Origin of the sequence: Salinarimonas rosea DSM 21201 (genome assembly GCF_000429045.1) — a bacterium.
Lineage (GTDB): Bacteria > Pseudomonadota > Alphaproteobacteria > Rhizobiales > Beijerinckiaceae > Salinarimonas > Salinarimonas rosea.
This window is the reverse complement of record NZ_AUBC01000005.1, coordinates 1-19,755: the sequence shown is the minus strand read 5'-3', so window position 1 is coordinate 19,755 and position 19,755 is coordinate 1. Positions and strand designations below refer to the sequence as shown.

Sequence of the window (19,755 nt, the reverse complement as noted above, 5' to 3'; positions counted from 1 at the left end):
ACCATGGCCGACCTGTCCGTCGACTTCGTGGGCATCAAAGCGCCCAACCCCTTCTGGCTCGCCTCCGCCCCGCCCACCGACAAGGCCTACAACGTCGAGCGCGCCTTCCGCGCCGGCTGGGGCGGCGTCGTCTGGAAGACGCTCGGCGAGGACCCGCCGATCGTCAACGTGTCCGGCCCGCGCTACGGCGCGATCCACGGCCCAGACCGGCGCGTGATCGGCTTCAACAACATCGAGCTGATCACCGATCGTCCGCTCGAGGTGAACCTGCGCGAGATCAAGGAGGTCAAGCGCCGGTGGCCCGACCGGGCGATGGTCGTCTCGCTGATGGTGCCCTGCACCGAGGAGAGCTGGAAGGCGATCCTCGCGCGCGTCGAGGAGACCGAGGCGGACGGCGTCGAGCTCAACTTCGGCTGCCCGCACGGCATGTCCGAGCGCGGCATGGGCTCGGCGGTGGGCCAGGTGCCCGAATACGTCGAGATGGTCGCGCGCTGGTGCAAGCAGCACACCCGCATGCCGGTGATCGTGAAGCTCACGCCCAACGTCGGCGACATCCGCAAGCCGGCGGAAGCCGCCAAGCGCGGTGGGGCGGACGCGGTGTCGCTGATCAACACCGTCAACTCCATCATGCACGTCGACCTCGACGCCATGTCGCCCTGGCCGCACACCGACGGCAAGGGAACGCACGGCGGCATGTGCGGCCCGGCGGTGAAGCCGATGGCGCTCAACATGACCGCCGAGATCGCCCGCTCCGAGGCCACCCGCGGGATGCCGATCTCCGGCATCGGCGGCATCGAGACCTGGAAGGACGCGGCCGAGTTCATGGCGCTGGGCGCCAGCACCGTGCAGGTCTGCACCGCGGCGATGGTCTACGGATTCAAGATCGTCGAGGAGATGAAGTCGGGGCTGTCCGACTGGATGGACCAGAAGGGCTATTCCCGTGTCTCCGACTTCGTCGGCCGCGCGGTGCCCAACGTCACCGACTGGCAGTACCTGAACCTCGACTACGCGGTGAAGGCCCAGATCGACCAGGACGCCTGCATCGAGTGCGGGCGCTGCCACATCGCCTGCGAGGACACGTCCCACCAGGCGATCACCAACATGGTCGACGGGGTGCGCAAGTTCGAGGTGATCGAGGAGGAATGCGTCGGCTGCAACCTGTGCGCCGTCGTCTGCCCGGTCGAGAACTGCATCACCATGGTGCCGCTGGAGAACGAGGTCGACAAGCGCACCGGGCGCATGGTCGACGGCTCCTACCGGAACTGGACGCAGCACCCGAACAACCCGATGGCGAAGCAACCGGTGGCCTACGACACCGACGCCGCCCTCGAGCCGGCCGAGTAATGCCGCCGGCCGCGGCGCGGGCTCAGGGCTCGCGCCGCGGCATCGCCCCGTCGAGGAGCAGGCGCACCAGCCCCGCGCGCGTCTCCTCGAAGAACCCCTCGTCCGCCAGCGTGCGGCCGGTGACGGCCGCCACCTGCGAGGAGAAGTCGGCGTAATGCTGCGTCGTCGCCCAGATCGCGAAGATGAGCGTGTGCGGATCGACCGGGGCGAGCCGCCCGGCGGCGATCCAGCGCTCGAGAATCGCGACCTTCTCGTCGACGAGCACCTTCAACGGCCCGTCGAGGACGCGGCCGAGCAGCGGCGCCCCCTGCAGGATCTCGAGCGCGAACAGCTTGGAGGCGGCGGGCATGTCGCGGGAATAGGCGAGCTTGCGGGCGACGTAGGCCGCGAGCGCCGCGCGCGGGTCGCGCGCCTCGTCGAGCTCGCGCAGCGGCTCGAGCCACATGTCGAGCGTGCGCCGCAGGACGGCGAGATAGAGCGCGTCCTTGGTCTTGAAGTAGTAGAGCAGGTTCGGCTTGGAGAGGCCCGCCGCGGCGGCGATCGCGTCGATGCGGGCGCCGTGGTAGCCGCGGCCGGCGAAGGCGTCGAGCGCCGCGTCGAGGATGCGCTCCTCGTTCGCCTCGCCCGCCCGGGTGCGCAGGCCGTTGCGCCCCGCCGCCGTCTCGTTTCCGTCCACGCGTACCGCCTCGTCCATCCCGTCCTCCCGGCTCGGCCCGACGGTATGGCGCGGATGCGGCGGGAGGCAAGCGCCGAGGGCCGCGTTCACGGTGCCGTCTCGGTGCCGAGGCGCGCGGCGGGATGCCGATCGGATGGGCAGGGGCACAGGGCGGTTCGTCCGCGGCGTGCGGCGCTTCGCCCGGCACGGGTCTTGCCGGTGAGGCGGCGCGTGCGGATCGGATCGGGCTCTTGCGCCGCCGCCGCGGGCGGACGAAGCTGACGGGGTCGAGCGAACGACATGCGTCTGGAGGAGTACATGGCAGGGTCCGCCGCAAGGATCGACGCAGCCCAGGCCGAGCCGACGCGAGACGCCGCCGCCGACGCGCCGGTGATCGACGTCCGCGGGCTGTCGCTGACCTTCCAGACGGCGGACGGGCCGGTCTACGCGCTCTCGGACGTCGACCTGCAGGTGGCCGAGGGCGAGTTCGTCTCCTTCATCGGGCCGTCCGGCTGCGGCAAGACCACGCTCCTGCGCGTCATCGCCGATCTCGAGCGGGCCACCGGCGGGCACATCACGGTCAACGACATGACGCCGGAGGAGGCCCGCCTGAAGCGCGCCTACGGCTTCGTCTTCCAGGCGCCGGCGCTCTATCCCTGGCGGACGGTCGGCCGCAACGTCGAGCTTCCGCTGGAGATCTTCGGCCTGTCGAAGCAGGAGCGGCGGGCGCGGGTGGCGCAGATGCTCGAGCTCGTCAATCTCGGCGGCTTCGAGAAGAAGTACCCCTGGCAGCTGTCCGGCGGCATGCAGCAGCGCGCCTCGATCGCCCGCGCGCTCTCCTTCGACCCGCAGCTGCTGCTGATGGACGAGCCCTTCGGCGCCCTCGACGAGATCGTGCGCGACCACCTGAACGAGCAGCTGCTCCAGCTCTGGGCCAAGACGAAGAAGACCGTGGTCTTCGTCACCCACTCGATTCCCGAAGCGGTGTTCCTGTCGACGCGGATCGTGGTGATGTCGCCGCGCCCGGGCCGGATCATCGACGTGATCGACTGCGATCTCGGCCCGGACCGCCCGCTGGACATCCGCGAGACGCCGGAATTCCTGAGGATCGCGCACCGGGTGCGCGAGGGGCTTCGTGCGGGGCATTCGTACGATGATTGAGGCCTCCGTCCCAGAGGGCCGCGCCGCATCCTCCCCGCAGGGGAGGAGTCCGCGCCGAGGCGCGGACGGTGGGGCCGTTCCATTGCTCGATCGCGCCGGCTCGCCGCCCTCCCCACCCTCCGGCCTTCGGCCGTCGTCCTCCCCTGCGGGGAGGTGCCGGCGGCGCCTCGCATCATCGAGCGCCTCTGGTTCCGGGTCCCGGACTTGCTTCGCGATCCGGGATGACAGGGGAGGGCGGACATGACCTCCGGCACCAGCCCCACCACCTCCGTCCCCCTCGTCGGCGCCGCCCGGCCGGGCCTGCTCGGCAAGCTCTGGCGCGGCAATCTCGGGCCCGTCCTCGCCGTCGTCGCGGCGATCTTGGTGATCTGGTACGTCGCCGCCGTGCTGATGAACTGGACCGGCGTGTCCGAGCGCTTCGGCCGCATGGGCCAGGAGGCGACGGCCGGCACCATCTTCTGGCAGACCATGGCCGAGGACCGGCCGATGCTGCCCGCGCCGCACCAGATCCTGGTCGAGCTCGACAAGACGATCCTCGACGTGGCGCCGACCTCGCGGCGCAGCCTCGTCCACCACGCCGTGGAGACGATCTCGGCGACGCTGGTCGGCTTCCTGATGGGCTCGGCGCTCGGCGTGCTGCTCGCCGTGGGCATCGTCCACCTGCGCACGCTGCAGAAGAGCCTGATGCCCTGGGTGATCTCCTCCCAGACCGTGCCGATCCTCGCCATTGCGCCGATCATCGTCGTGGTGCTGGGCTCGATCGGCCTGCGCGGGCTGATCCCCAAGGCGATCATCTCGGCCTACCTGTGCTTCTTCCCGGTCACGATCGGCATGGTGAAGGGGCTCGAGGCGCCGGACCGCCTGCAGCGCGACCTGATGCGCACCTATTCCGCCTCCTCCTGGGAGATCTTCTGGAAGCTGCGGCTGCCGGCCTCGCTGCCCTACCTGTTCGCCTCGCTCAAGGTCGCGATCGCGATCTCGCTCGTCGGCGCCATCGTCGCCGAGCTGCCGACGGGCGCGCAGGCCGGGCTCGGCGCGCGGCTGCTGGCGGGCTCCTACTACGGCCAGACGATCCAGATCTGGTCGGCGCTGGTCGTTGCGGCGGCCTGCGCGGCGCTGCTCGTCGTCGCGGTCGGGCTCGTCGAGAAGGTCGTGACGAAGGCGATGGGAGGGCGGCCGTGAGCGCGTTCCTCCAACGCCGTCTCGCCAGTCCGGCCAAGGTCGCCTGGCTCGTCGCGCTCACCTGGGTGGGCTGCGTCTACGCGCTCGGCCTCGTGCACCAGCCGGATGTCGCGGGGAACGCCGGCGGCGGGTTCTGGGCGCTCGTGCTGGCACTGTGGATCACGGCGACGCTCTCGGTCGCCGGCCTCGCCGGGCTGAAGACCCGCTCGAAGACGGCGCAGGCGGCGATCGACCTCTTCACGCCGCTCCTGTTCGGCGCCTTTCTGTTCTTCCTGTGGGAGGTCGTCGTCGTCGGCTTCGGCGTGCCGGGCGCGCTGATGCCGCCGCCGTCGGCGATCTGGGAGCGCATCCTCGTCTCCGGCGACCTGCTCTGGGCCGATTTCCGGCAGACCTTCCTCAAGGGCGTGCTCGCCGGCTACGCCATCGGCTGCCTGTCCGGCTTCGCGGTCGCGATCCTCGCCGACCGCGTGCCCTTCCTGCGCCGGGGCCTGCTGCCGGTCGGCAACTTCGTGGCGGCGCTGCCGATCATCGGCATCGCGCCGATCATGGTGATGTGGTTCGGCTTCGACTGGCAGTCGAAGGCAGCCGTCGTCGTGGTGATGACCTTCTTCCCCATGCTCGTGAACACAGTGGCCGGCCTTGAGGAGGCCTCGCGCATGGAGCGCGACCTGATGCGCTCCTACGCGGCGGGCTACTGGGAGACGCTGGTGAAGCTGCGCCTGCCGGCGGCGCTGCCCTTCGTCTTCAATGCGCTCAAGATCAATTCCACCCTCGCGCTCATCGGCGCCATCGTGGCCGAGTTCTTCGGCACGCCGATCGTGGGCATGGGCTTTCGCATCTCGGCCGAGGCGGCGCGCCTGGGCCTCGACATGGTCTGGGCCGTGATCGCGCTCGCCGCGGTCGCCGGCTCCACCTTCTACGGTCTCGTCGCGCTCGCCGAGCGCGCCGCGACGTTCTGGCATCCGTCGATCCGCAGATAACAGGGGCGCGGCGACGGCAGTGGAGGAGAGAGGACGATGCTGAAGAAGACGGTGCTCACCGGGGCCGCCGGTCTCGGGCTGCTCGTCGGCCTGGCGGCCGGCGCGCAGGCGCAGACGACCGACATCACGCTCCAGCTGAAGTGGGTCACGCAGTCCCAGTTCGCGGGCTACTACGTGGCGCAGGAGAAGGGATTCTACGAGGAGGAGGGGCTCGACGTCACGATCAACCCGGGCGGCCCGGACATCGCGCCCCCGCAGCTGATCGCCGGCGGCGGCGCCGACGTCATCGTCGAGTGGATGCCCGCGGCGCTCGCCGCCCGCGAGCGCGGCGTGCCGCTCGTCAACATCGCCCAGCCCTTCGAGCGTTCGGGCATGATGCTGACTTGCCGCGAGGACACCGGCATCGAGAGCCCGGACGACTTCCCCGGCAAGACGCTCGGCGTCTGGTTCGCGGGCAACGAGTACCCGTTCCTCGCCTGGATGTCGCGCCTCGGCCTCGCCACGGACGGCTCCGACGGCGGCGTCACCGTGCTGCGCCAGGGCTTCAACGTCGACCCGCTGATCCAGGGCCAGGCGGACTGCGTCTCGACCATGACCTACAACGAATACTGGCAGGTCATCGACGCGGGCTTCACCCCCGAGCAGCTCGTCGTGTTCCCCTACGCGGACCAGGGCGTGGCCACGCTGGAGGACGGGCTCTACGTCGACGAGAACCGGCTCGAGGATCCCGAGTTCGTCGAGGCCATGGCGAAGTTCGTGCGCGCCTCGATGAAGGGCTGGGAATACGCCCGCGAGAACCCCGAGGAGGCGGCGATGATCGTCCTCGAGAACGACGCCAGCGGCGCCCAGACCGAGGAGCACCAGGTGCGCATGATGGGCGAGATCGCCAAGCTGCTCGCCACCGGCGAGGGCGCGGGCCGTCTCGACCCGGCCGCCTACGAGCAGACCGTGGAGACGCTGCTCTCCTCGGGCGGCGACAGCCCGGTGATCTCGAAGGCCCCCGAGGGCGCCTGGACGCACGCGGTCGTCGACGCGGCCGGCCTGTGAGGTCATGATCCCGGGACCGGCCGCGGCGCGGCCGGTCCCCACGCCGTCAACGAAGCGAGTTTGCAGGGGAGGACGCCATGGCCTTCGTCATCAAGGGCGGAACCGTCGTCAACGCCGACATATCCGAGCGCGCCGACGTGCTCGTGGAGGGGGAGACCATCGTCGCCGTGGGCCCGGACCTCGAGGTCCCGGCGGGCGCCGAGGTGATCGACGCCACGGGCGCCTACGTCATGCCCGGCGGGCTCGATCCGCACACGCACATGGAGTTCAGCTTCATGGGCACGGTGTCGGCCGACGACTTCGAGTGGGGCACCAAGGCCGCGCTCTCGGGCGGCACGACGATGATCGTCGACTTCTGCATTCCCGGCCCGGGCCAGAGCATGGTCGAGGCCTATCGCGACTGGCGCGCCAAGTCCGAGAAGGCGGCGGGCGACTATTCCTACCACCTCGCCGTCACGCACTGGGACGAGCAGGTGTTCGACGACATGGCCGCCATCGTCAACGAGCACGGGGTGAACACCTTCAAGCACTTCATGGCCTACAAGGGCGCGTTGATGGTGGAGGACGACGTGCTCTTCCACTCCTTCAAGCGCTGCGCCGATCTCGGCGCCATGGCCATGGTCCACGCCGAGAACGGCGAGGTCGTCGCGCAGCTGCAGGAGGACTACATGGGCCGCGGCATGTCCGGCCCGGAGTTCCACGCCTACTCGCGCCCGCCCGAGGTGGAGGGCGAGGCCGCCAACCGCGCCATCATGATCGCCGACATGGCCGGCTGCCAGCTCTACATCGTGCACGTGTCGTGCAGGGAGGCGCACGAGGCCATCGCGCGTGCCCGCGCCGCCGGCAAGCGCGTCTACGGCGAGCCGCTGATCCAGCACCTCACGCTCGACGAGACCGACTACCACAACGTCGACTGGGACTACGCTGCGCGCCGCGTCATGTCCCCGCCGTTCCGGCCCAAGAAACACCAGGAGAGCCTCTGGACCGGGCTGCAGGCGGGCTCGCTGCAGGTGGTGGCCACCGACCATTGCTCGTTCACGAGCGAGCAGAAGCGCATGGGGCTGGACGATTTCCGCAAGATACCCAACGGCACCGGCGGGCTCGAGGACCGCATGCCGGTGCTGTGGACGCGCGGCGTCAACACCGGCATCCTCACGCCCAACGAGTTCGTGGCGGCGACCTCCACCAACTCCGCGAAGATCCTCAACTGCTATCCGCGCAAGGGCGCGATCCGCAAGGGCGCGGACGCCGACATCGTGATCTGGGACCCGGAGGCGACGAAGACCATCTCCGCCGCCAACCAGGTCTCGCGCATCGACTACAACGTGTTCGAGGGCGTGGAGCTGAAGGGGCTGCCGGCGAAGGTGTTCCTGCGCGGGCGCCTCGCCGCCGAGAACGGCCGTGTGCTGGCCGAGCGCGGCTGGGGCACGTTCGTGGCGCGAAAGCCCTTCCCCGCGCCCGCCCGCGCGCTCGCCACATTCAAGGCGCTGACGGCTCCGAGGCCGATCCAGCGCGAGCACGGGACCGTGGTGCCGTAGGCGTCCCTCACCGCAGGGGAGGGGACGATCCGCGCAGCGGATCAGGGGTGGGGACCGCGCCGGCTTCGGCTTCGCCGAACGCGCCTGGCGGCGCGCCCCATCCGTCTCGGCGCTGCGCGCCGATCCACCTTCCCCTACAGGGAAGGACAGACGAGCGGCGCGGTGCGCCTCTCCCTCCCTGTAGGGGAGGGGACGGTTCGCGAAGCGAACCAGGGGTGGGGTCCGTTGCCGAAGGCCAAACAGAACGAGAGAATCGTCCCATGCAGAACCTCACCATCGATGCCCAGCGGCTCTGGGATAGCCTCATGGAGACCGCCAAGGTAGGCGGTACCGCCAAGGGCGGCATCAAGCGGCTCACGCTGACCGACCTCGACCGCGAGATCCGCGACTGGTTCAAGGCCGAGTGCGAGAAGCTCGGCTGCACCGTCGAGGTGGACGAGGTCGGCAACATGTTCGCGACGCGCCCGGGGAAGCGTTCCGACGTCGCCCCGATCGCCATCGGCTCGCACCTCGACACCCAGCCCACCGGCGGCAAGTTCGACGGCGTGCTCGGCGTGCTCGGCGGCCTCGAGGTGATGCGCACGCTGCACGCGCTGAACTACGAGACCAACGCGCCCCTGATGCTGGTCAACTGGACGAACGAGGAGGGCTCGCGCTTCGCCCCGGCCATGCTCGGCTCCGGCGTCTATGCCGGCGTCTTCGATACCGCCTTCGCAGACTCGCGCGAGGACCGCCAGGGCGTCACCTTCGCGCAGGCGATCGAGGAGATCGGCTATCGCGGGGACAAGAAGCCCGGCGCCGTCGAGTTCTCCGCCATGCTCGAGCTGCACATCGAGCAGGGGCCGATCCTGGAGGCCGAGGGCAAGACCATCGGCGTCGTGCAGGGCGTACAGGGCATGCGCTGGTACGAGGTGACGCTGACGGGCCGCGAGGCGCATACCGGCTCGACGCCGATGCGCCTGCGGAAGAACGCGCTGGTGGGCGCCGCCCGCCTCGTCGACCGGATCGACGCCATCGCGCACGAGCACGCGCCGCACGCGGTCGGCACGGTGGGCCTGCTCGAGGTGACGCCGAACTCGCGCAACGTCATCCCCGGCCAGGTGTTCTTCACGGTCGACTTCCGCCATCCCGAGGATGCCGTGCTCGCGCAGATGGAGACGAAGCTCCAGGCCGCCGTCGAGGCGGTCGCGGCCGAGATCGGGCTGGAGGTCGACCACAAGAAGGTGTGGGACTCACCCCCCGTCGCGTTCGACCCCGACCTCATCGCCGCCGTGCGCAGCGGCGCCGAGAAGGCCGGCCTCTCCCACCGCGACATCATCTCCGGGGCCGGCCACGACGCCGCCTACACCGCCCGCGTCGCGCCCACGACGATGGTGTTCGTGCCCTGCGAGGGGGGGCTGTCGCACAACGAGGCGGAGTCGACGTCGATGGACGAGTGCGCCGCGGGGGCGCAGGTGCTGCTCAACGCGCTGCTGGAATACGACGCGCGGTTCGCGTGAGGGGTCAGACAATGGCGTAGCCGATGGCCTTGGCGGCTGCGAAAAGCGGCGCGCGCAGGGCCGGGTCTGCCAGCGCTCGGTGGAATTCGGGCGCCTTCGGGAGCGCATCCCGGGCGCGTTCATAGAGCGCGATCGCGTCGGCGTTCCCGCCCATCGAGGACGAATAGAGCAGGCCGTCGATCTTCGGGTAGGCCTCGTAGATCCGGCGGCTCCAGCGACGCGCCCGCGCCTTCGGCCCGCTCGCTATGGCCGAGGAGGCGCCCGCGCGTGTCGGCCACAGGCCGCGCAGGTCGAGGAGCGCCAGTTCCCGCGCGGTGCGGAACGTCGCGAACCAGGGCTCACGGTCGTGGAGATCGATGCTCCGCGCGGCTTGGAACACTTCCGCAGCGCAAACGGCGAGGGCGCCCGGTTCGCCGGCGCCGGCGGCATAGAGGATCCCCCGGTCCTGGAGCGTGGCGGCGCCGTTCGGCCCGGGAAGGTGGTGATCGAAGCGCGAGGGCCCTGGTCCCCAGAACCGGAAGGTGTCCCATGCCCCAGGATGTGCGCCGCCGCGGAAGAACAGGCGCGCCAAGGCTGTCCCGGGCGCGAGAGGGACGACGTCGGGGCCGATCGCGATCAGCTCCGCGACCGTCGGCGGCTCGGGGAACTTGGCCATCTGGCCGCGTCACAGCTCCGCCGCGAGGCGGCGCACCGCGTCCGGGTCGCGGCCCGACGAAAGCCATGCGATCGGGGTCATCGCCGCGCCGGTCTCGTCTTCGAGATCAGGCTGCGGCGTGGTGAAGAAACCGACGATCGTGACCGGCCGAAGATCGCTGCGGATCGCCTTCAGGACCAGCCGCAAGCCCGGAAGCTCGCCCGCCTCCGTGATCTGGAACAGGGGAATGCGCCAGGCGCGGCCGTCCTCGGAGCGCACGCCTAGCAGCGTGCGCTCCTGGAGGCGCTGCCGCAGCCGGCTCGGAGCCACGCCGAAGCGCCGTGCGGCCTCGGCGAGCGGCAGTGCCGTGGCGACGATCACCGCGTGCCGGGCTACGCCGTCGAGGAAGGGCTGCGGGTCGGGCGCGTGATCGGCGGTTGAGATGCCGACGGCCTCCAGCGCGGCGCGCTCGCCCCTGGTCAGCGGTTCCGGGCGGGACGGCGGCAGGAGGTGCCGCGCATGGGCATCGAGATACGCCTCGACGCTGCGGGCGAGCCGCGCCTCGTCGACATGGTGGCGCGCCAGCGTCCTGCGCAGGGTGGCGAGACCGCCGGAGGCCTCTTGCTCTGCGGTCCCCGCCATGCCCGATCCTCACTGTCACCCATCAGCTAGCGTGAACGTGCACCGTTAGGGATCGTTAGTCAAGGTTCGCGACCGCCTCGCCGATCTCGGCCCGTGAAGAAAGAAAAAGGGCCCCCCGGTTGGGAGGTCCCTGTTCATTCGTCCAGCCGATCTCGGCCGCATTCCCTCACGCCTGGGCGAGATGGCTCTCGTCCACCGCGCGCATGTGCGGCTCGCGCTCGCTCTTGATGTGGTAGACGGCCTCGCCGTCGCGCTCGCCCGGGACGATGCGGATGATCTCGTAGGTGAGGGCCATCTGGTTGGGATGGATGCGGATCATCTGCCGCTCGTCCGCGACGAGCTTCACCTTGTCCCCCAGCGAGAACCGCGTCTGCTCCAACATGGTCGTGCCTCCTTGCATGCTGGGCAGACAACGCCTGAGCTTCGCGGGAGTTCGGAGCGCGGCGGGAAGATTCCTCGGGATGGGAATCGAGGTGCCGCGGCAGGTTACTCCGCAGCCTGCCGCGTCGCGCGCTTGCGCGCGGGCTTCTCACGCGCCGCCGCGGTCGCGGGTGCCTTGCCCGCCGCCTTCTTCGCGAGAGCCTTCGTCGCCGTCTTCCCCGCCGTCCCGGCAGCGTCCTCCGTGACGCCGACCGTCTTCATCGGCCGGCGCGCCAGCACCTCCGCCAGGAACCGGCCGGTGTGGCTGCCCTCTGCACGGGCGATCTCCTCCGGCGTGCCCTCCGCGACGATGCGGCCGCCGCCGTCGCCGCCCTCGGGGCCGAGGTCGATCACCCAGTCGGCGGTCTTGATCACTTCGAGATTGTGCTCGATGACGACGACCGTGTTGCCCTGGTCGGCGAGCTCGTGCAGCACCTCGAGCAGCTTCGCGACGTCGTGGAAATGCAGGCCCGTGGTCGGCTCGTCGAGGATGTAGAGCGTGCGGCCCGTGGCGCGCTTGGAGAGCTCCTTCGACAGCTTCACGCGCTGCGCCTCGCCGCCCGAGAGGGTGGTCGCCTGCTGGCCCACCTTGACGTAGCCGAGCCCGACGCGCGCGAGCGTCTCCATCTTCTCGCGGATCGAGGGCACCGCCTTGAACAGCTCGCGCGCCTCCTCCACCGTCATGTCGAGCACGTCGGCGATCGACCGGCCGCGGTACTTCACCTCCAGCGTCTCGCGGTCGTAGCGCTTGCCCTTGCAGACGTCGCAGGTGACGTAGACGTCCGGCAGGAAGTGCATCTCGATCTTGATGACGCCGTCGCCCTGGCAGGCCTCGCAGCGTCCGCCCTTGACGTTGAAAGAGAAGCGCCCCGGCTGGTAGCCGCGCGCCTTCGCGTCCGGCAGCTGCGCGAACCACTCGCGGATCGGCGTGAAGGCGCCCGTGTAGGTCGCCGGGTTCGAGCGCGGCGTGCGGCCGATGGGCGACTGGTCGATGTCGATCACCTTGTCGAGGTGCTCGAGCCCCTCCAGCCGGTCGTGCGGCGCGGGATGCTCCATCGCCCCGTTGAGCTTGCGCGCCACGGACTTGTAGAGCGTGTCGATCACGAGCGTCGACTTGCCGCCGCCGGAGACGCCGGTGACGCAGGTGAAGGTGCCGAGCGGGATGGCGACGTCGACGTTCTTCAGGTTGTTGCCCCGGGCGCCGACGACCGAGAGCGTGCGGCCCTTCTGCCCCTTGCGGCGCATCTTCGGCGTCGCCACCGCCATCTCGCCGGTGAGGTACTTGCCGGTGAGCGAGGCGGGGCTCGCCATCACCTGCGCGGGCGTGCCCTTGGCGATGATCTCGCCGCCGTGGATGCCGGCGCCCGGGCCGACGTCGACGACGTAGTCCGCCTGCAGGATGGCGTCCTCGTCGTGCTCCACCACGATCACGGTGTTGCCGAGGTCGCGCAGGCGCTTGAGCGTGCCGAGCAGCCGCTCGTTGTCGCGCTGGTGCAGGCCGATCGAGGGCTCGTCGAGCACGTAGAGCACGCCCGTGAGGCCCGAGCCGATCTGCGAAGCCAGCCGGATGCGCTGGCTCTCGCCGCCCGAGAGCGTGCCCGAGGCGCGCGAGAGCGTGAGGTACTCGAGCCCGACGTCGAGCAGGAAGGTCAGCCGCTCGCGGATCTCCTTGAGGATGCGCCCGGCGATCTCCGTCTGCTTCTCGTTCAGGCGCGGCGGCAGCGCCTCGAACCAGGCGCCGGCGTCGCGCACGGACAGCCGCGTCACGTCGCCGATGTCGCGCTCGGCGATCTTCACGGCGAGCGCCTCGGGCTTGAGCCGCTTGCCGCCGCAGGCGGCGCAGGGCGTCTCGGACATGTAGCGCGAGATCTCCTCGCGCGCCCAGTCGCTCTCGGTCTCCTTGTAGCGCCGCTCCAGGTTGGGGATGACGCCCTCGAAGGGCTTCCTCACCTCGTAGGCGCGCAGGCCGTCGTCGTACGCCATCTTCACGGGCTCGCCGCCCGAGCCGTACAGGATGACGGCGCGTGCCGTCTCGGGGAGATCCCGCCAGGCCACGTTGGTCTTGAAGCCGTAGTGCTTGGCGAGCGCGTCAAGCGTCTGGCCGTAGTAGGGCGAGGTCGACTTCGCCCAGGGCGCGATGGCGCCGCGCTTCAGGCTCGCGCTCTCGTCCGGCACGATCAGGTCCGGGTCGATGCGCATCTCGTGGCCGATGCCGTCGCAGGTCGGGCAGGCGCCGAAGGGATTGTTGAAGGAGAACAGGCGCGGCTCGATCTCGGGGATGGTGAAGCCCGAGGCGGGGCAGGCGAACTTCTGCGAGAAGACGAGGCGCCGGGGCTCGCCGGTCTCGTCCTTCTCGTCGGCCCATTCGATCACGGCGATGCCGTCGGCGAGCTCGAGCGCGGTCTCGAAGCTCTCGGAGAGGCGCGCGCCGATGTCCGCGCGCACCACGAGCCGGTCCACCACGACATCGATGTCGTGCTTGAACTTCTTGTCGAGCGCCGGCGCGTCGGCGATCTCGTAGTACGAGCCGTCGATCTTGACGCGCTGGAAGCCCTTCTTCTGCCACTCGGCGAGCTCCTTGCGGTACTCGCCCTTGCGGCCGCGGATCACCGGCGCGAGCAGGTAGAGGCGCGACTTCTCCGGCAGCGCCAGCACCCGGTCGACCATCTGCGAGATCGTCTGGCTCTCGATCGGCAGCCCCGTGGCCGGCGAGTAGGGCACGCCGACCCGCGCCCAGAGCAGGCGCATGTAGTCGTAGATCTCGGTGACGGTGCCCACCGTCGAGCGCGGGTTCTTCGAGGTGGTCTTCTGCTCGATGGAGATGGCCGGCGAGAGCCCGTCGATCTGGTCGACGTCGGGCTTCTGCATCATCTCCAGGAACTGGCGGGCGTAGGCCGAGAGGCTCTCGACGTAGCGGCGCTGGCCCTCCGCGTAGATCGTGTCGAAGGCGAGCGACGACTTGCCCGATCCCGAGAGCCCCGTGAGCACGACGAGCTTGTCGCGCGGGATCATCAGGTCGACGTTCTTGAGATTGTGCTCGCGCGCCCCGCGGACGGAGATGACGCGGGCCGTGGGATCGCCGGCGCGGGCGCGGTCGAACAGATCGTCGAGATCGGACATGCGGATGAGGCTCGTCGAGTGGGAGCGGGCGGGGGGCGTGCGCCCCCGGACCGCGTCGATATAGTGTGCCGACGCGCGCATGCCATCGCCCGCGCCGGTGCGGTGCCATGCGATTCGCGTACGCGACGCCGCAGCTGCGCGCGGGTCGTTCCTCCACTAGAACAAATGCGATACGGACGCAAGCCGCCGTGCGCACGGCGACCTGCGGCGGCCGACCGGCGGTACCGTGCGCACGCGCGCCGAGGTGCTCCCAAGGTGTTGCACGGAAAAGACGATTCACCGTCCGGTCGGGGAGCACGGTCGCGTGACGCAGGCGGACGTCGCCGCGTCGAACGGTGTCGTGCACCTGATCGACGGCGTCCGCGTGCCCACCACCCCGAGTGCGCGACCGCGCGCCCGGCGCGCGACGCCGCGTGCGAGGCGCTGCCGCTCCGCGTTCCGGGACCGTGGCGCCGGGGCAACACCGGCGGCCCGGAGCCGCCGCCGCGCTCGCCAACCCGTGACTTGCCTTATTTCGGCCCGTTGATCATCGTTCGTAAACCGAAGACGGAGCACCCTCGCGGGGCCGCGTCGGCTGCTTCGTGCCGGCATGCGCCCCGCCCCGCACGAGAGACGACACCGCCCGATGATCACCCGCCGCGCTCTCCTCGCCAACGGCTCGCTCGCCCTCGCGTCCCTCCTCGCCGCCCGCGGGGCGTCCGCCCAGGGGCTGCAATACGCCCAGTTCCAGGCCGAATGGGCCCAGAACTACGATGCCGCCACCCGCACCCGGGTGGAGCGGATCGATACGCCGATCCTCTCGCCGAACACGCTGACGTCGACGGAGGAGATGATCGCGCGCTACGCCGACATCGTCGCCCGCGGCGGCTGGGGCCGTATCGCCGACGAGCGGCTCGGCCTCGGCTCGCGCTCGCCCGGCGTGGTCGCCCTGCGCCGGCGCCTGATCCAGTCCGGCGACCTCGATCCCGCGGCGGGCTCCGCCGACGCCTACGACAGCTTCGTCGAGGCGGCCGTGCGCCGGGTGCAGACGCGCCACGGCCTGACGCCGACGGGCGCGCTGAACGGCGCGACGATCGTGTCGCTCAACGTTCCGGCGGACGTGCGCCTCCAGCAGCTCGAGCTGAACGTCGTGCGCCTGCGCGCCTATTCGGGCGGCCTCGGCGATCGCTACGTGATCGTGAACATGCCCTCCGCCACGGTCGAGGCGGTGGAGAACGGCGTCGTCGCCAGCCGGCACGCCGCCGGCGTCGGCAAGATCGACCGGCAGTCGCCGATCTTCAACTCGCGCATCACCGAGATCAACTTCAACCCGTTCTGGACGGTCCCGGCCTCGATCATCCGGCGCGACTTGATCCCCCTGATGCAGGAGAATCCCTCCTACCTGACGGACAACCGCATCCGCATCTTCACCCACCAGGGCCAGGAGGTCGCGCCGGAGGCGGTGGACTGGTTCTCCGACGAGGGCACGCGCTACGTCTTCCGCCAGGACCCCGGCGGCGAGTTCAACTCCCTCGGCTTCGTGCGCATCAACATGCCGAACACCGAGCAGGTCTACATGCACGACACGCCGGCCCGCGGCATCTTCGGCGACGACTTCCGGTTCGTGTCCTCGGGCTGCGTGCGCATCCAGAGCGTGCGCGAGCTGGTGGTCTGGCTGCTCGCGCAGGAGCAGGGCTGGGACCGCGGGCGCATCGACGACACCTTCCGCTCCGGCGAGCGGGTCGACGTGCGCCTGGCCCGGCCGGTGAACAACTACTGGACCTACATCACCGCCTGGGCGACGCCGGACGGCACGGTCCAGTTCCGCGACGACATCTACGAGCGCGACGGCATCGCCGGCGTCCCGATCGCCCGCGCGCCGGGCTCCGAGGACGGCTGAACGCGCGTCGGGCCGCGGTCCGCCGCGCCCCGTTTCCCGCCCGCCGCGCCCGTGCTAACACGAGGCCATGCCGCAGCCCGCCCTGCCAGAGCCCCTCGCCGCCATCCTCGCGGATCTCGCCGCCGAGCCGCCGGACGGCTCCGGCAGCCTCAGGGCACGGCTCGTGCCAGCCCTGCGCGCGGCGATCGACGCGGGGCTCGCGCGCGAGGACGAGCGGCTCGTCGCCGAGCGCAACGGCCTCGCCTGTGCGACGCGCATCTGCGCGCTGATGGACGCGGTGGTGCGCGTCGTCTTCGAGGCGGTGACGCGCCATCTCTACCCGCTCGAGAACCCCTCGCGGGCCGAGCGGCTCGCCATCGTGGCGACCGGGGGCTACGGCCGCGGCACGCTCGCGCCGGGCTCGGACGTCGATCTCCTCTTCCTCCTGCCCTACAAGCAGACCGCCTGGGGCGAGAGCATCGTCGAGGCGATGCTCTACGTGCTGTGGGACCTCAAGCTGAAGGTCGGCCACGCCACCCGCTCCGTCGACGAGTGCGTGCGCGAGGCGCGCGCGGACATGACGATCCGCACGGCGCTGCTCGAGACGCGTTTCCTGCTCGGCGAGGAGCCGCTCTATGCGGAGCTGACCCGCCGCTTCGACGCCGAGGTCGTGGACGGCACGGCCGCCGAGTTCGTCGAGGCCAAGCTCAAGGAGCGCGACCGCCGCACCGGCCGTGCCGGCGCCTCGCGCTACCTCGTCGAGCCGAACGTGAAGGACGGCAAGGGCGGGCTTCGCGACCTCAACACGCTGTTCTGGATCGGCAAGTACGTCTATCGCGTGCGCGATCCCAAGGAGCTCGTCGCCGCCGGGCTGTTCACGCCGGACGAGTTCCGGCTGTTCGCACGCTGCGAGGAGTTCCTGTGGCGCGTGCGCTGCCACATGCACTTCGTCACCGGCCGGGCCGAGGAGCGGCTGACCTTCGATCTCCAGCCCAAGGTCGCCGCACGGATCGACTATTCCGACCGCGTTGCCCTCTCGCAGGTCGAGCGCTTCATGAAGGCCTACTTCCTGCGCGCCAAGGACGTCGGCGACCTCACCGCGATCGTCTGCGCCGCGCTGGAGGCGCGCCACGCCAAGCCCAAGCCCATGCTCGACCGGGTGATCGGCTCCTTCCGCCGGTCGAAGGCCAAGCGCCTGCAGTCGGGCGACTTCGTCATCGAGAACGAGCGCATCACGGTCAAGGACGCGAGCGTCTTCAGCCGCGATCCGGTCAACCTCGTCGCGCTGTTCTGGCACGCGGACCGCAACGACGTCGCGATCCATCCCGACGCGAGCCGCCTCGCCACCCGCTCGCTGAAGCTGATCGGCGCCGAGGTGCGGCGGGACCCGCGGGCGAACAAGCTCTTCCTGGAGATCCTGACGTCGAAGAACGCGCCCGAGAGCGTGCTGCGGCGCATGAACGAGGCGGGCGTGCTCGGCCGCTTCGTCCCGGATTTCGGGCGGATCGTGGCGATGATGCAGTTCAACATGTATCACCACTACACGGTGGACGAGCACCTGATCCGCTCGATCGGGCGGCTGGCGGACCTCGAGTCCGGCCGGCTCGACGCCGATCACCCGCTCTCCCACAAGATCATCCACACGATCCAGCATCGCCGCGCGCTCTACGTCGCGCTCTTCCTGCACGACGTCGCCAAGGGGCGCGAGGAGGACCACTCGATCGCCGGCGCACGCATCGCCCGCAAGCTCGGCCCGCGGCTCGGGCTGACGCCGGCGGAGGTGGAGACGGTCGCCTGGCTCGTCGAGCACCACCTGCTGATGTCCACCGTGGCGCAGAGCCGCGACCTCTCGGATCCCCGCACGATCCAGGACTTCGCCGGAATCGTGCAGACGATGGAGCGGCTCAAGCTCCTCCTGCTCCTCACCGTCTGCGACATCGGCGCGGTGGGGCCCGGGGTCTGGACCGGCTGGAAGGGCGAGCTCCTGCGCACGCTCTACTACGAGACCGAGATGGTGCTCGGCGGCGGGGCGGCGGAGATGGAGCGACCGCAGCGCATCCGCATGGCGGTCGAGCGCCTGCGCGCCGAGCTCGCGGGCTGGCCGGAGCCCGACTTCGAGGCCTATGCGGCGCGCCACTATCCGTCCTACTGGCTCAAGGTCGACCTGCGCTACCGCGTCAAGCACGCGAACTTCATCCGCGACGCGGAAGCGCGCGGCGAGACGGTCGCCGTCGTCTACGAGACGGACGCCTTCCGCGGCGTGACCGAGTTCACCGTGCTCTCCCCGGACCACCCGAGGCTCCTCGCCATCCTCACCGGCGCCTGCGCGGCGGCGGGGGGCAACATCGTCGACGCGGCGATCTTCACCACCGCCGACGGCATGGCGCTCGACACGATCTTCGTCTCGCGCGCCTTCGAGCACGACGAGGACGAGCTGCGCCGGGCCGAGCGCGTGGCCCGCTCGATCGAGCGGGCGCTCAAGGGCGAGGTGCGGATCGCCGACCTCGTCGACGGGCGCCGCCAGCCGCGCGAACGGGTGCGCGTTTTCGACGTCGTGCCGGAGGTGATCATCGACAACGCGCTCTCCTCGCGCCACACCGTGCTGGAGGTGACCGGCCTCGATCGGCCCGGGCTGCTCTACGACCTCACGACGGCGCTGGGGAAGCTCAACCTCAACATCGCCTCGGCCCACATCGCCACGTTCGGCGAGAAGGTGGTGGACGTGTTCTACGTGACCGACCTCACCGGCGGGAAAGTCGTGCAGGCGGCCCGCCAGAGCGCCATCCGCAAGGCGGTGATGGACGTGCTGGCGCGCGATCGCGCCGCCCGCTCCAAGGACGCCGCCCTCGCCCGCGCTTGATTCACGCCCCCTCCGGCCTGATATGAGGGGCGACTGCGCTCACCGGTTGACGATACGAAGCGGAACGCCATGACCAAGCAGACCTCCCGTCCCGACACTCCCGAGACCGCCGCGGCCGAGACCGCCTCAGACGAGCATGCCCGCGTCGACGCCACCGCCGCCGCAGCGCATCCGCTCGACGCGGCGGCGGCGGTGAACGCCGTCGACGGCGGTCCCGAGAGCCGGGTCGCCGAGCTCGAGGCCGAGCGCGACGCGCTCAAGGACAAGCTCCTGCGCGCGCTCGCCGACGTCGAGAACATCCGGCGCCGGGCCGAGCGCGAGGTGGCGGACGCGCGCATCTACGCCAAGACGAATTTCGCCCGCGACATGCTCAGCGTCGCCGACAACGTGCGGCGCGCTCTCGAGAGCCTGGGCGACGCCCGCGAGGGCCTGGAGGGCCCGGCGAAGACGCTGGTCGAGGGCATCGAGCTCACCGAGCGCGACCTGCTCCACACGCTCGAGCGCCACGGCGTGAAGAAGCTCGATCCCGTGGGCGACAAGTTCGACCCGAACCTGCACCAGGCCATGTTCGAGATCCCCGACGAGAGCGTCCCCTCCGGCACCGTCGTCCAGGTCGTCCAGACCGGCTACGTCATCGGCGAGCGCTGCCTGCGCCCCGCGATGGTCGGCGTCTCGAAGGGCGGCCCGAAGGCGACGAACGGGGAGGGGTGACCGAGGGCAGCCGTCATCCCGGGTCGCGAAGCGGGCCCGGGACCCAGAACCGCCGAGGTTCTGCTCAGCGTGCGCGATAGCGCGCGCGTCCACGGACGCTGCCG

15 protein-coding genes are annotated in these 19,755 nt (G+C 70.5%); 10 read left to right on the top strand and 5 right to left on the bottom strand.

What is annotated here, in order from left to right; genetic code table 11:
• Positions 1-3: 3 nt before the first annotated feature.
• Positions 4-1,344: an NAD-dependent dihydropyrimidine dehydrogenase subunit PreA gene (gene preA / locus G407_RS0103815; RefSeq protein WP_029029750.1), complete on the top strand. Its 1,341-nt coding sequence runs from the start codon at positions 4-6 to the stop codon at positions 1,342-1,344.
• A 22-nt stretch (positions 1,345-1,366) separates the two neighbouring features.
• On the opposite strand, the gene rutR is transcribed toward preA, so the two are convergent.
• Complete coding sequence (rutR, locus tag G407_RS0103810) at positions 1,367-2,038, bottom strand: HTH-type transcriptional regulator RutR (RefSeq protein ID WP_052340926.1); 672 nt, start codon at positions 2,036-2,038, stop codon at positions 1,367-1,369.
• Between the two features lie 279 nt (positions 2,039-2,317).
• Between rutR and G407_RS0103805 the strand changes: the two genes are divergently transcribed.
• The 6 genes from G407_RS0103805 to G407_RS0103780 all read left to right on the top strand — a co-directional run bounded on the left by G407_RS0103805 (position 2,318) and on the right by G407_RS0103780 (position 9,406).
• Positions 2,318-3,160, top strand: coding sequence for an ABC transporter ATP-binding protein (locus G407_RS0103805; protein WP_084327320.1), 843 nt, complete (start codon positions 2,318-2,320; stop codon positions 3,158-3,160).
• A gap of 240 nt (positions 3,161-3,400) precedes the next feature.
• Entirely contained in the window at positions 3,401-4,342 is a 942-nt protein-coding gene (locus tag G407_RS32255) for an ABC transporter permease (protein ID WP_210163070.1), read from the top strand.
• Positions 4,339-5,322 carry an ABC transporter permease gene (locus G407_RS32250; protein WP_425337483.1) on the top strand — a complete coding sequence of 328 codons (984 nt, stop codon included), beginning with the start codon at positions 4,339-4,341 and terminating at the stop codon, positions 5,320-5,322. The genes G407_RS32255 and G407_RS32250 overlap by 4 nt, the downstream gene beginning before the upstream one ends.
• A gap of 36 nt (positions 5,323-5,358) precedes the next feature.
• The gene (locus G407_RS0103790; RefSeq protein WP_043538908.1) at positions 5,359-6,369 is read left to right on the top strand and encodes an ABC transporter substrate-binding protein; all 1,011 of its coding nucleotides are present in this window, start codon (positions 5,359-5,361) and stop codon (positions 6,367-6,369) included.
• Between the two features lie 77 nt (positions 6,370-6,446).
• Positions 6,447-7,907 carry a dihydropyrimidinase gene (gene hydA, locus G407_RS0103785; protein WP_029029745.1) on the top strand — a complete coding sequence of 487 codons (1,461 nt, stop codon included), beginning with the start codon at positions 6,447-6,449 and terminating at the stop codon, positions 7,905-7,907.
• Between the two features lie 260 nt (positions 7,908-8,167).
• The gene (locus G407_RS0103780; protein ID WP_029029744.1) at positions 8,168-9,406 is read left to right on the top strand and encodes a Zn-dependent hydrolase; all 1,239 of its coding nucleotides are present in this window, start codon (positions 8,168-8,170) and stop codon (positions 9,404-9,406) included.
• A 4-nt stretch (positions 9,407-9,410) separates the two neighbouring features.
• Here the strand turns inward: G407_RS0103780 and G407_RS0103775 are convergent, their stop codons facing one another.
• The 4 genes from G407_RS0103775 to uvrA form a co-directional block, all read right to left on the bottom strand.
• Positions 9,411-9,977 (bottom strand): RES family NAD+ phosphorylase, encoded by a 567-nt coding sequence (locus tag G407_RS0103775; RefSeq protein WP_210163069.1) that lies wholly within the window; start codon positions 9,975-9,977, stop codon positions 9,411-9,413.
• 93 nt (positions 9,978-10,070) lie between these two features.
• Positions 10,071-10,682 (bottom strand): hypothetical protein, encoded by a 612-nt coding sequence (locus G407_RS25540; protein ID WP_052340925.1) that lies wholly within the window; start codon positions 10,680-10,682, stop codon positions 10,071-10,073.
• Between the two features lie 166 nt (positions 10,683-10,848).
• The gene (locus G407_RS0103765; RefSeq protein ID WP_029029742.1) at positions 10,849-11,064 is read right to left on the bottom strand and encodes a hypothetical protein; all 216 of its coding nucleotides are present in this window, start codon (positions 11,062-11,064) and stop codon (positions 10,849-10,851) included.
• Positions 11,065-11,168: 104 nt separating this feature from the next.
• On the bottom strand, positions 11,169-14,222 hold the full coding sequence (uvrA, locus tag G407_RS25535; protein ID WP_052340924.1) for an excinuclease ABC subunit UvrA: 3,054 nt from the start codon (positions 14,220-14,222) through the stop codon (positions 11,169-11,171).
• Positions 14,223-14,847: 625 nt separating this feature from the next.
• Here uvrA and G407_RS0103755 point away from each other — a divergent pair.
• The 3 genes from G407_RS0103755 to grpE all read left to right on the top strand — a co-directional run bounded on the left by G407_RS0103755 (position 14,848) and on the right by grpE (position 19,651).
• Entirely contained in the window at positions 14,848-16,101 is a 1,254-nt protein-coding gene (locus tag G407_RS0103755) for a L,D-transpeptidase family protein (protein WP_029029741.1), read from the top strand.
• A gap of 67 nt (positions 16,102-16,168) precedes the next feature.
• Positions 16,169-18,940, top strand: a complete 2,772-nt coding sequence (locus G407_RS0103750; protein WP_043538907.1) for a [protein-PII] uridylyltransferase — start codon at positions 16,169-16,171, stop codon at positions 18,938-18,940.
• A gap of 69 nt (positions 18,941-19,009) precedes the next feature.
• Positions 19,010-19,651, top strand: a complete 642-nt coding sequence (gene grpE, locus G407_RS0103745; RefSeq protein ID WP_029029739.1) for a nucleotide exchange factor GrpE — start codon at positions 19,010-19,012, stop codon at positions 19,649-19,651.
• Positions 19,652-19,755 lie beyond the last annotated feature (104 nt).